General features: G+C 70.7%; 9 protein-coding genes and 1 tRNA gene. 2 read left to right on the top strand and 8 right to left on the bottom strand.

The window, feature by feature from the left end; genetic code table 11:
• Positions 1-38: 38 nt before the first annotated feature.
• From AC4BEG_RS17660 to AC4BEG_RS17635, 6 genes are all read right to left on the bottom strand, one after another.
• On the bottom strand, positions 39-950 hold the full coding sequence (locus AC4BEG_RS17660; protein ID WP_490706823.1) for a TetR/AcrR family transcriptional regulator: 912 nt from the start codon (positions 948-950) through the stop codon (positions 39-41).
• A 78-nt stretch (positions 951-1,028) separates the two neighbouring features.
• On the bottom strand, positions 1,029-2,555 hold the full coding sequence (locus AC4BEG_RS17655; RefSeq protein WP_490706822.1) for an MFS transporter: 1,527 nt from the start codon (positions 2,553-2,555) through the stop codon (positions 1,029-1,031).
• A 108-nt stretch (positions 2,556-2,663) separates the two neighbouring features.
• Positions 2,664-4,826, bottom strand: coding sequence for a mannosyltransferase YkcB-related protein (locus tag AC4BEG_RS17650; RefSeq protein ID WP_490706821.1), 2,163 nt, complete (start codon positions 4,824-4,826; stop codon positions 2,664-2,666).
• A complete protein-coding gene (locus AC4BEG_RS17645; RefSeq protein ID WP_490706820.1) occupies positions 4,823-6,190 on the bottom strand; it encodes a bifunctional glycosyltransferase family 2/GtrA family protein in 1,368 nt (455 codons plus the stop codon). The genes AC4BEG_RS17650 and AC4BEG_RS17645 overlap by 4 nt, the downstream gene beginning before the upstream one ends.
• An 89-nt stretch (positions 6,191-6,279) precedes the next feature.
• On the bottom strand, positions 6,280-7,848 hold the full coding sequence (locus AC4BEG_RS17640) for a HAMP domain-containing sensor histidine kinase (RefSeq protein ID WP_490707110.1): 1,569 nt from the start codon (positions 7,846-7,848) through the stop codon (positions 6,280-6,282).
• Between the two features lie 10 nt (positions 7,849-7,858).
• On the bottom strand, positions 7,859-8,596 hold the full coding sequence (locus AC4BEG_RS17635; protein ID WP_490706819.1) for a response regulator transcription factor: 738 nt from the start codon (positions 8,594-8,596) through the stop codon (positions 7,859-7,861).
• Between the two features lie 170 nt (positions 8,597-8,766).
• On the opposite strand from AC4BEG_RS17635, the gene AC4BEG_RS17630 reads away from it, so the two are divergent.
• Entirely contained in the window at positions 8,767-9,642 is an 876-nt protein-coding gene (locus AC4BEG_RS17630; RefSeq protein ID WP_490706818.1) for an LLM class F420-dependent oxidoreductase, read from the top strand.
• Positions 9,643-9,683: 41 nt separating this feature from the next.
• On the opposite strand, the gene AC4BEG_RS17625 is transcribed toward AC4BEG_RS17630, so the two are convergent.
• Positions 9,684-10,577, bottom strand: a complete 894-nt coding sequence (locus AC4BEG_RS17625) for an amidohydrolase family protein (RefSeq protein WP_490707109.1) — start codon at positions 10,575-10,577, stop codon at positions 9,684-9,686.
• A gap of 344 nt (positions 10,578-10,921) precedes the next feature.
• On the opposite strand from AC4BEG_RS17625, the gene AC4BEG_RS17620 reads away from it, so the two are divergent.
• Complete coding sequence (locus tag AC4BEG_RS17620) at positions 10,922-11,617, top strand: hypothetical protein (RefSeq protein ID WP_490706817.1); 696 nt, start codon at positions 10,922-10,924, stop codon at positions 11,615-11,617.
• An 83-nt stretch (positions 11,618-11,700) separates the two neighbouring features.
• Here the strand turns inward: AC4BEG_RS17620 and AC4BEG_RS17615 are convergent.
• Positions 11,701-11,774: transfer RNA gene (locus AC4BEG_RS17615), tRNA-Met, on the bottom strand.
• Positions 11,775-11,838 lie beyond the last annotated feature (64 nt).

Raw genomic sequence — 11,838 nt, 5'->3', positions numbered from 1 at the left:
GCCGGGGGGAGGGGCCGGGCCGACACCGGGCCGGGGGCTCACCCCTCGCGGGCTCCTCGGGCGGCATCATGCGGGGCGGCTTCGCGCGGAGCGGCGTCGTGGGGGGCGGCGTCGCGCAGGGCCTCGATACCGGCGATCGCGATGTCCAGCGCGAAGGTGAAGTCCCGGTCCCGCATCTCATCGACGCCGATCTCGCCCTGGGCCGCGAACATCTCCCGGGTGCCGTCGAAGTCGGGGCGATCCTTGACCGTGGTCATCACCTCCTGGAGCAGCTCGTCCTGGGCGATCCCCTCCTCCCGGCAGCTGACGGCGAACCGGCCCTCGAGGGTGCTGAATCCAAAGACGAAGTGGGTGACGAGCGCGAGGGCGCTGGACACCTTGTCCATCGGCAGCCCGCTATTGCGCATCACTTCCTGCGCGGCATTGGTGAAGACCATCGCGTTGGGGCCGATATTGAGGTAGTCGCCCATCAGCGGGGACAGCCAGGGATGGCGGACCAGTACCTTCCGCGATTCCTCGGCGAGTTGGCGCAACTGATCACGCCAGTCCCGAGGCTCGGCGGGGAGATGGTCGTGGACCTCCGCCAGTTGCGCCGCCCTGTGCGACTCCGGCTGCGACGCCGGTGGGCTCACCACTCGGGACTTCGCCGATGCCACGGCCTCGATGGGGAGCACGATCTCGCCCATGGCGGCGTCGAGGGCGAGTTCCAGCAGATGGTCCTTGGTGTCCACGTACCAGTAGACGGACATGGCGGTGACCCCGAGCTCCGCCGCGAGCCGCCGCATCGAGAAGCCCGCGAGCCCTTCGGCGTCCAGCAGCCGGATCGTCGCCGCGACGATCTTCAGACGGTCGAGCCCGACCGGCTGCTGATCTCCCTTGCGCCTGGGAGGCTTGCGTTCGGAGAGCCATACGCTGGACTGCGGACGGATGGCACGGCTGCCGTTTGCCATGGCGCGCTCTCCTTCTCCGATGCGCTGTCGCCACGTGCCCGGGGACCCGGACACACGGCGGGTCATACATGTCCGATGCTATGCCGCCGGGGCGGTGCGTGAAGATCGTTCGGCCCGGCCGAGCAGCAGTGCGGCCAGCACCCCGCCCGCCAGCACCGCCACCGCCCCGACCAGCTGACTGGTTTCGACACCGGAGGCGAAGGCATCGCCCACCACTGCCCGCTCCTCGGGGGTCCGGGCGGCGGCGACGGCGGCCGGAAGCGACCCCGCCCCGGCGGCGACCGCGGGCAGCAGCGATGCGAAGCGGGAGTTCAGAACGGCGCCGAGGACGGCGACCCCGAGACCGTTGCCGAACTCGGTGAGGGTGCCGTTGACCCCGGCGCCCACGCCCGCCTTCTCCGGCGGAATGGCCGACATGATGGCCGCGGCCATCGCGGGCATGGCCACGGCGATGCCGGTGCCCATCACCACCAGCCCGAGGAGCATCCCGCCGTAGCCGTCCCTGCCGAGCTCCGCCACGGCGGCGAGACCGGCCGCCAGCAGCCCCATGCCGATGATGACGGTCAGCGGGGTGCCGAGCGCGGGCAGCAGCCGGGCGCCCAGACCGGAGAGATTGATCAGCACCACCGCGAGGGCCAGCGGCGCGGTGCGCAGCCCTGCGTCCAACGCGTCGTAGCCGAGCACAAATTGGAGATGCTGGGTGAGCAGAAAGAGCGAACCGCCCATCCCGAAGGCCACGAGGATGCCCCCGGCGACGGCGCCCACAAAGCGGCGATTGCGGAAGAAATGCATATCCAGCATGGGATACGGGATATGACGCTCCCACAGTGCGAACCCGGTCAGCACACTGATGCCGATGAAGGCCGAGCAGAGCACCCGTTCCGAGGTCCAGCCGTGTTCCGGCCCGGAGATGATCGCGAAGACCACGCCGGTCATCCCGACCGTGGAGAGCAGCGCGCCGAGTAGATCGGGCCGGTCGCCGGTGGGATTCCGGGACTCGGGCACCAACCGCACGACCGCGATCAGGCCGATCAGCGCCACGGGGAGATTGATGAGGAAGATCGAGCCCCACCAGAAGTGCTCCAGCAGCGAGCCACCGATCAGGGGTCCGGCGGCGAAGCCGAGCGAACTGACCGCGCCCCACAGTCCGATCGCCTTGGTGCGTTCGGCCTCGTCGAAGACCTGCACCACCACGGCGAGCGTTGTGGTCATCAGCAGCGCCCCGCCGACGCCCATCCCCCCGCGGGCGGCGATCAGCTGACCGGGCCCCTGCGCCAGGGACGCGGTCAGCGACCCCACACCGAACAGCACCAGCCCGGCGACCAGCATCTTCTTACGCCCGTAGCGGTCGGCGGCGCTGCCCGCGGTGAGCAGCAGTCCGGACTGGACCAGCGAATAGGCGTTGATCATCCACTGGATGTCGGCGGTGGTGGCGTGCATCTCCTCGGTGAGGGAGGGGACCGCGACATTGAGGATGGTGTTGTCCAGCAGGACGGTGAGCTGAGCCAGACAGATGACACCGAGGATCAGCCAGCGCCGTGGATGCCCGCCGGAGGGTCTGTCCGATGGAACGGTGGATGCGGAGTCGGCGGTCGAGGCGGTCATGGGGACTCCTGGGAACAGGCTTGTACGGTGTATGACAGTTCTTGTCATACACCGTACAAGGCTCGCTCTACGACGTACAGTGAATTTATCCGAGGGCAGCCTCCAGCATCAGGGCGTCGAGGTCGTCGACGGCGAGGTCAGGTCGTAAAGGGTGGTGTCGCCGACGGTGACCTTCTTGAAGGAGCTCTCGACCCACGAGGTGATCTTGGAGGAGGTGCCGGTGCTGCCAGGCCCGGGTTCGCCGCCCCACCCGGTACCGGAGGCGATGAAGTAGTGGATCTTGCCCTGCTTCACATACTCCTTGAATTGGGCGAGGGTCGGTGAGGGGTCACTGCCGTTGAAGCCACCGATAGCCATCACCGGTTTCTCGGTGGCGAGTTGGTAGCTCGCGGCGTTCTGCGAGCCGATCGCCGCCGCGGCCCAGGTGTAGTCGTCGGCATCCTTCGCCAGTGCCGCCTTCTCCTGGGAGCCGACCTCGCGACCACCGAGCAGTCCGCCCATGCCGCCCTTCATGCCCCCTTCCATGCCGCCGCCCTGGCCACCGCCGCGCGGGAGGCTCTGGCCACCCGGGCCGCCCTGCTGTCCGTTCGGACCCGGGGCGCCCCCGTTGCCGTTACCGCCGTTCTGCTGGGGCGTACCGCCGCCCGGGAAGCCGCCGCCCGGGAACGCCCCGTTCTGGCCGCCCGGTTGACCGCCCTTGTTCGAGCCCTGTTGACCGCCCGGCATCCCCGGTGGCCGGCCCGGGAAGCCGCCGCCCCCGGGCCCGCCCCGGCCGCCCGACACCGCGGGACCGGCGGTCACGATCGAGCCGCCGTGCGGAGTGTCGACCGTGTTCAGCGTGTACGCCACCGGCCCGGCCAGCGCCGTCGCGAGGCCCAGCCCGGCCACCCCCAGCGCGACCCCACGGCCCAGCCGCGTCACCAGCAACAGCCCGGCGCCCGCCACCAGTCCCCCGATCAGCACCGCCCAGCGCAGCCACGGATACCAGTCCGCGGACCGGCCCAGCAGGACGTACGCCCAGACAGCCGTGACCGCCACCGTGACGCCGAGCACCGCCGGAGCGAAAGCCCCCGAGGACCGCCGCTCCCACAGCAGCACCGCCCCCATGCCGACGATCGCCGCGATGTACGGCGCGAGCGCGACGTTGTAGTACTGGTGGAAGATCCCGGACATAAAGCTGAAGGTGGCGAACGTCATCAGCAGCGCCCCGCCCCACACCAGGAACGCCGCCCGCCGCGGGTCCGTGCGCCCGGCCCGCCGGGTCAGCCAGACCCCCGCCAGCAGCAGGATGAACGCCGCGGGCAGCAGCCAGGCGATCTGGCCGCCCATGTCGGAGCCGAAGAGCCGGTCGATACCGGTCTCGCCCCACATACCGCCACCGGCGGCACCGCGTCCGCCGCCACCGACACTTCCGGTCTCGTCGCCGCTGATCCGTCCCAGGCCGTTGTAGCCGAAGGTCAGCTCCAGAAAGCTGTTGTGCTGCGAACCGCCGATGTACGGACGCGACGACGCGGGCCACAGCTCGACGATCGCGACCCACCACCCGCCGGAGACCACCATCGCGGCCCCGGCCAGCAGCAGTTGCCGGATCCGGCGGCCCAGCCCGGTCGGCGCACACACCACGTACACCAGCGCCAGCGGCGGCAGGATCAGCCACGCCTGGAGCGTCTTGGTCAGAAAGCCGAGCCCGAAGCAGACCCCGCCCAGCACCAGCCAGCCTGTACGCGCGTCCTCCAGGGCACGCAGCACACACCACACCGCCGTGACCATCAGCAGACACAGCAGCGCGTCGGGGTTGTTGAAGCGGAACATCAGCGCGGCGACCGGGGTGACCGCGAGTACCGCGCCCGCGATGAGCCCAGCCACCACGCCGAACCGGCGCCGTACGGCCGCGTACAGCACCCCGACCGTCGCCACGCCCATCAGCGCCTCCGGTACGAGGATCGCCCACGAGCTCAGCCCGAAGAGCCGCACCGACAGCGCCATCGGCCACAGCGCGGCCGGAGGCTTGTCGACGGTGATGGAGTTCGCGGCGTCGGAGGAGCCGAAGAAGAACGCCTTCCAGCTCTCACTGCCCGCCTGCGCGGCGGCCGAGTAGAACTGGTTGGCGTAGCCGGAGGCGCCCAGGCTCCACAGATAGAGCGCGGCGGTCACCGCCAGCAGCCCCCACAGCGCGGGCCGCGCCCACCTCGGATCCCCCGTACGCGGTGCCCCGGGAGACGGCACGGCACGCCCGATCTGTCCGGCGCGGTCGTCGTAGGTGGTGGTCATCGGTCATCCCTGAAGTCGCGGCGGTCCGTGAAGTCGCGGTCGGTGCGGTCGGTGGTGGCGGTCCCACGGTCGCGGTCACGGTCGCCGCCGCGGTCGCGGTCCGAAGGAAAGACCCAGGCCCGGAAGAGCAGGAACCGCAGCACGGTCGCGGCGAGGTTCGCCGCGATCAGCACGGCCAGTTCGGTGCCGTGCGAGGGGGTGCCGGGCGCGGCGGTGAGCGCGGCCAGCGAACCGCTGGTCAGCACGAGGCCGATACCGAACACCACCAGCCCCTGCGCCTGATGGCGCACCGCCCGGTCCCGTCCGCGTACCCCGAAAGTGAGCCTCCGGTTGGCCGCGGTATTGCCGAGCGCGGACAGCAACAGCGCCAGCGCGTTGGCCATCTGCGGACCGGTGCCGAGCCGGAAGGCGGAGTACAGCAGCAGATAGACGAGGGTGCTGAGCACGCCCACCACACAGAAGCCGACGAACTGCCGGGGCAGCCCGCCCGGCACCCCGCTCAGTTCACGGTCGCGCGGATCGTCCCCGAAGGGCCGTCGCACCCGGTCCAACGGCAGCGCACCGGTGGCCAGCGCGCGCCCCACCCGCCAGACGCCCTTGAGGTCATCGGTGGCGGTACGCACCAGATGCACCGTGCTGTGCGGGTCGTCCACCCAGTCCACCGGCACCTCGTGGATCCGCAGCCCCGCCCGCTCGGCCAGCACCAGCAGCTCGGTGTCGAAGAACCAGCCGGAATCCTCGACCAGTGGCAGCAGCCGCTCGGCGACGTCCTTGCGGATCGCCTTGAAGCCGCACTGCGCGTCCGAGAAGCGCGCGGCCAGACTGCCGCGCAGGATCAGGTTGTACGCCCGCGAGATCAACTCCCGCTTGGGCCCGCGCACCACCCGCGAACTGCGGGCCAGCCGTGAGCCGATCGCCAGGTCGGAGTGGCCGGAGATCAGCGGGGCGACCAGCGGCAGCAGCGCGTTGAGATCCGTGGACAGATCGACGTCCATATAGGCCAGTACGGGCGCCCCGGACAGCGACCACACCGTGCGCAGCGCCCGCCCCCGCCCCTTCTGCTCCAGCCGGACCGCCGTGACCTCCTCGAGCGTGTCGTCCAGGCGGGCCGCGATCTGGGGGGTGCGGTCCGTACTGGCGTTGTCGGCGACGGTGATCCGGAAGGGGTAAGGGAAGGTGCGGACCAGATGGTCATGCAGCCGTCGTACGCACCGCTCGAGGTCGGCCTCCTCGTTGTAGACGGGGACGACGACGTCGAGCACCGGTCGGCCGTCCCCGGCCACCACCGGTCGGCGGGCGGGCAGCGTCCCCAGGGGTGTTCCGGGCGATGCTCCGGGAAGGGTGTGAGAAGCGTCGGTTCGCATGAGCCGACCTTCGCGAGCGGCGCTGTCACGGCTGTGTGGTCGGCCTGTGGTCCACCTGTGAGTCCACGACGCCCCATGACATCACCCCATCACGTCACCGGCAGGGACCCTGGTCGGCGACCGCAAAGGCTTGTACGCACGGGCAGGTGGACACCGAACACCGTGCGCCCCGGGGCGCTTTCCACCGTCACCGTGCCCCCGTGCGCCGCCACCACCGCGTGCACGATGGCCAGCCCCAGCCCCGTACCGCCCGCGGTCCGCGAACGCGAGGCGTCACCGCGCGCGAAGCGCTCGAAGACATGCGGCAGCAGCTCGGGCGGAATACCGGGCCCGTTGTCCTCGACCTCCAGCGAAACGCAGGCGGGCGGGCCCCCGGACGTGCCACCGCCGCGCAGCACCCGCGCCGTGACCACCGTCCCGGCCGGGGTGTGCGTACGAGCGTTGCCGAGCAGATTGACGAGCACCTGGTGCAGCCGGGCGGCGTCACCGTGGACGACCGCCGGTTCATCGGGCAGCTCCAGCCGCCACGCATGGTCAGATCCGACCGCGCGGGCATCGCTGACGGCGTCGACGACCAGGGGCGAGAGATCGGCCGCCGCGCACTCCAGCGGACGGCCCGCGTCGAGCCGGGCGAGCAGCAGCAGATCCTCGACCAGGACGGTCATCCGCCCGGCCTCGGACTCGACCCGGCCCAGGGCGTGCCGGGTGTCCGGTCCGATCTCTTCCCGGCCGCGTCGGGTCAGCTCGGCGTAGCCACGGATCGAGGCGAGCGGCGTCCGCAGCTCATGGCTGGCGTCGGCGACGAACTGCCGTACCCGTGTCTCGCTCTCCTGCCGCGCCGCGAGCGCCGACTCCACATGCCCCAGCATGCGGTTGAGCGCCGCGCCCACCTGACCGACCTCGGTCCGCGGATCGGCCTCGGACGGGGGAACGCGTTCATGGAGCGCCACCTCTCCGCTGTGCAGGGGGAGTTCGGAGACCCGGGTCGCGGTCGCGGCCACCCGGCGCAGCGGGCGCAGCGAGATGCCGACCATGGCGACACCGGCGATCCCGGCCGCGACCAGCCCGGCGGCGGTCACACAGACCTCGACGAGGATGAGGGTGTTGACGGTCTCCTGCGTCTGGCCGAGCGGGTGGGCCAGCACCATCCCGTTCTTCACCTCCCCCGGCTGGGCGATCACGCGATAGTCCCCGAGGCCGGGCAGTTCGACGGTGTGGACGTGTCCGTCCCGCGCCACGGACGCGAGGGCCTTCAGCTGGCCGCCGGTCAGCGGGTCCACCCGGCTCTCGAAGTCCAGGGCGGAGGTCATGGGGGTGTCATTGCTGCGGCCCGCCTGGGCGATGGTGCCGCGTTCGTCGAACCGCGCCCCGACCGTGCCGATGGGCTGGCCGGGGGAGGCGATGAACATCACGTCGTCTTGGGGTGGTTGGCCGGGCCTGTCCAGGAAGCGCCCGACCGAAGCTCGCAGATCGTCGTCCACCTGGCCCTGGAGATAGGACCGCAGGGCGATGGTGGTGACCGAGCCGATCACCGCGCAGACCACCGCGATCAGCGCGACCGCCGAAACCACCAGACGGGTGCGCAACGACCAGGGACGGCGTACCCCGCGCCGTCCGGGCGCCGCCCCTGCCGTACACGCACCTCCCGCCGTACGCACCACCACGGCCCTACTCCCCGGGCTTGAGCAGATACCCGGCTCCCCGCCGGGTATGGATCATCGGGGTGCGCCCCGCGTCGATCTTCCGCCGCAGATAGGAGATGTAGAGCTCGACGACGTTGGCCTGTCCGCCGAAGTCATAGCTCCAGACCCGGTCGAGGATCTGCGCCTTGCTGAGCACCCGCCGCGGATTGCGCATGAGATAGCGCAGCAGCTCGAACTCGGTCGCCGTGAGGTGGATCTCCTGCCCCCCGCGCCACACCTCGTGGCTGTCCTCGTCCAGCACCAGGTCGCCGACGGCCAGCACGCACTCGGCCCGCGCGGCGGCCGCCCCCGATCTGCGCAGCAGCCCGCGCAGCCGGGCGACGACCTCCTCCAGGCTGAAGGGCTTGGTCACGTAGTCGTCGCCACCCGCCGTCAGCCCGGCGATCCGGTCCTCGACCGCGTCCCGCGCGGTCAGGAACAGCACCGGGACATCGGGCAGCTCACGGCGCAGCCGCCCCAGCACCGCGAGACCGTCCATGTCCGGCAGCATGACGTCCAGGACAACGGCGTCGGGCCGCAGCTCGCGCGTGGTCCGTAGCGCCTCGGCGCCGTCGCCCGCGGTGCGCACCTCCCAGCCCTCGTAGCGCAGGGCCATCGACAGCAGATCGGCGAGGGCCGACTCGTCGTCCACCACCAGCACCCGTACGGGACTTCCGTCGGGTCGCAGCAGCTCGGTACGCCCTGGGGGCGGGGTCGCCATCATGGCCGTAGCCTCCTGGACCGGTCTGAGAGCTCCCTTTCGGCAATCTGTGAAAAGTCTGAGAATCCGGTATGAGCGGGCGAGCCGGCGGCGGAGGAGCGACGAGGGTGAACCGCGTAGGCCGAACGGGCCACCCAGGGAATTTCCGGAAAGGATCACCAGGTTCCCAGGGCATGGCTTCTCATCCCGCACTCGGCACCATCGGCATCTGGACCGGCGCCCTCCACTCCACCGACCCCGCAAAACACTCGCAGGTCAGGGAGGCGGCGGCCGAAGTGGACGACCTCGGCTTCGGCGCACTCTGGCTCGGCGGCAGCCCCAGCCCGGACGAGGCCGCCTTCCTGCTGGACGCGACCTCCCGGATCACCGTGGCCACCGGCATCCTCAACATCTGGGACCACGAGCCCGGCTATGTGGCCGAGCGGTACGCCGCCATCGACGCCACCCACGACGGCCGCTTCCTGCTGGGCCTCGGAGTGAGCCACGGCCAGCTGGTCGATCGGTACGCGCGCCCGTACTCCGCGATGCAGGACTACCTCACGGCGCTGGACTCGGCGCCGACCCCGGTCCCCGCCTCCCGCCGCGTCCTGGCCGCCCTGGGCCCGAAGATGCTGGAGCTGTCCCGCGACCGTGCCGCCGGGGCGCATCCGTACCTCGTCACCCCCGAATTCACCGCCTCGGCGCGGGAGATCCTGGGGAACGAGGCACTGCTCGCCCCCGAACTCAAGGTGGTCCTGGACCCGGACCCGGAGCGTGCCCGCGCCACCGCCCGTCACTACCTCTCCTTCTACCTGGGGCTGCCCAACTACACCAACAACCTGCTGCGGCTGGGCTTCTCGGAGAAGGACTTCGCGGACGGCGGCAGCGACCACCTCATCGGGTCCGTCTTCGCCCTGGGCGACGCCGAGGCGGTCCGCCGCCGGGTGGACGAGTTCCTGGCCGCGGGCGCGGACCATCTGGCGATCCAGGTGGTGACGGCGAACACGTTCGAGGACATGCCGCGAGCGGAGTGGCGCACCCTGGCCGAGGCGCTGCCGCTGCGCGGATGAGCGGCTGAGCCGACGCGGCGGCGGTCAGCTCCCGAACCGCGTCATATCCCGAACAGCCGGGCCGCGTTGCCGTAGCAGACCGCGCGCAGCCACTCCTCGTCCTGGTCGAGCCGGGTCAGGACCTCCAGGGCATGTCCGTACGGATAAGGGAGGTTGGGGAAGTCGCTGCCGAAGAGGACCCGGTCGCCCAATGCCGCGAGCCGCCCCCGTTCCGCCGCCGGGAAGGGCCAGCGGGTCTCGATGAAGTCGGTGAAGGCCATGGTGGTGTCCAGGTGCACACCGTCGTACCGTTCGGCCAGCACCATGAAGTCCCTGTACTCCGGCAGCCCCATATGCGCGATGATCAGCCGCAGCCGGGGATGGCGGGCGAGCACCGCGGCCACCGGCTCGGGGCCGGTGTGCTTGCCCGGCGCCGGGCCCGAGCCGCAGTGGATGACCACGGGTGTTCCGGTCTCGGCGAGCAGCCCCCACACCGGGTCGAGCAGCGGGTCGCCCGGGTCGTAACCACCCACCTGCACATGCGCCTTGAAGACACGGGCGCCGTTGTCCAGCGCCTCCCGCACATAGCCCTCGACGCCCGGCTCGGGGAAGAAGGTCGAGGTGTGCAGACAGTCGGGCGTACGCTCCGCGAACCCGGCCGCCCACCCGTTCAGCCACGCCGCCATGTCCGGCTTGTGCGGATAGAGCATCGACGTGAAGGCCCGCACCCCGAACCCGCGCAGCACCGCGAGCCGTTCGTCCTCCTCGTCGCGGTACACAACGGGCCAGGGCATGCCGACGAGCGGCTCGACCGCGTCGAAGTACGCCCAGACCTTGTCCAGTACGCGCTGAGGCATGAAGTGCGTGTGCACATCGATGAGTCCGGGCAGCCCGAGCCCCTGCCAGAACTGCCGAACAGCCTCTGATGCGTCTGGTGCGTCCGCCACGTCCGCCATGTCTTCCGCGCCTGGATCACTCATACGGGTCACCGTACGACCGTGCGTCCCACGCTCGCCTCCCGGGCCCCGGCCTCGCCGTCGCGTGTGCAACAGCCGCGTTGCAGCCCCGCTGCGGGACCATGACAGCCGTGACCAGGGATTTTGCCAACCGCATGATGGAGTGAGGTACAAGATCCCTGAAGTACCGGATCCCTGCGGGATCCTTGGGTGGGCCCGACCCGCGCCACCACCGGCCAACGGCGCCACCGCAACCACCGCCACCACCGCCCGAGGGCACCGTCGCCCAACGGCCCACCGCCTGACGGCAGCACAGTCTGCTCTGATCACAACGGGGGACAGCCATGCACCACATACCGGTCCGCACGCGTACCGCAACCGCAGTCGCCTGCGCGATCGGTGCCCTCGGCATCGCCTCCCTCACCACCGGCTGCGCCGACGGCGGCCTGGCCGAGCGGGCGCGGCCCGCCGGTTCCGCGCACCAGGCGGCCGACGACCACGGCCGCAAGACGCTCGCCCTCGGCACCCCCACGTCCGTCATCTACAAGCGTGGGTCGGACCATCAGCGCGGTGTCCTGGAGGTGACGACGGTGAGCGTACGGAAGGGCGGACAGGCCGATCTACGGAAGGCGGGGCCGCGGGCCGAGACGCGGACGGCACAGCCGTACTACGTCACCATGCGCTTCGAGAACACCGGCGACCACTCCCTCCACTACCCCTTCCTCAACGCCCCCACCGGGCTGAGGGACAGCAGCGGTACGGACGACCAGCCGCTCGTCACCGACAAGGAGGTGGCGGCGTGCCCGGGGAAGGACCCGGACGATTTCGCGGTGGGCGCGCGGATCACCCTGTGCAAGGTGTTCCTGGTGCCGAACGGGCTCAGGCCGACGGCAGTGACGTACAGCACAGGCGATGCGGCCAAGCGACCGGTGCGGTGGAAGATCAGCGACGCGGACGCGGCAGGTACGGCAGGGTCTACGGGCACGAGGCGCACAACGGATGTGGCGGGAGACACAGGAAGGACCAGGGCGAAGGGCTGACCGCCCCGGCCCCAGGGCCCCTGCCCTAGGCACCAATGACCGAGGGCCCGGCACAGAAACTGTGCCGGGCCCTCGATGAGGAGTAGCGGGGACAGGATTTGAACCTGCGACCTCTGGGTTATGAGCCCAGCGAGCTACCGAGCTGCTCCACCCCGCGTCGATGTCTGTAACCCTACGTCATTCGTTCCGCCGAGGGAAATCCATTAAGGACGGCCGGTTAC

Source organism: Streptomyces sp. JLBJ103 (assembly GCF_058215575.1).
Note: the sequence above shows the minus strand (reverse complement) of the source record. Positions and strands in the feature narration are given on the sequence as shown.

Excerpts from the sequence above, each read along its gene's own strand:
- AC4BEG_RS17625 (WP_490707109.1), bottom strand. The coding sequence starts at position 10,577 with ATGGCGGACGTGGCGGACGCACCAGACGCATCAGAGGCTGTTCGGCAG.
- AC4BEG_RS17645 (WP_490706820.1), bottom strand. The coding sequence starts at position 6,190 with ATGCGAACCGACGCTTCTCACACCCTTCCCGGAGCATCGCCCGGAACA.
- AC4BEG_RS17630 (WP_490706818.1), top strand. The coding sequence starts at position 8,767 with ATGGCTTCTCATCCCGCACTCGGCACCATCGGCATCTGGACCGGCGCC.
- AC4BEG_RS17635 (WP_490706819.1), bottom strand. The coding sequence starts at position 8,596 with ATGATGGCGACCCCGCCCCCAGGGCGTACCGAGCTGCTGCGACCCGAC.
- AC4BEG_RS17660 (WP_490706823.1), bottom strand. The coding sequence starts at position 950 with ATGGCAAACGGCAGCCGTGCCATCCGTCCGCAGTCCAGCGTATGGCTC.
- AC4BEG_RS17650 (WP_490706821.1), bottom strand. The coding sequence starts at position 4,826 with ATGACCACCACCTACGACGACCGCGCCGGACAGATCGGGCGTGCCGTG.
- AC4BEG_RS17655 (WP_490706822.1), bottom strand. The coding sequence starts at position 2,555 with ATGACCGCCTCGACCGCCGACTCCGCATCCACCGTTCCATCGGACAGA.
- AC4BEG_RS17620 (WP_490706817.1), top strand. The coding sequence starts at position 10,922 with ATGCACCACATACCGGTCCGCACGCGTACCGCAACCGCAGTCGCCTGC.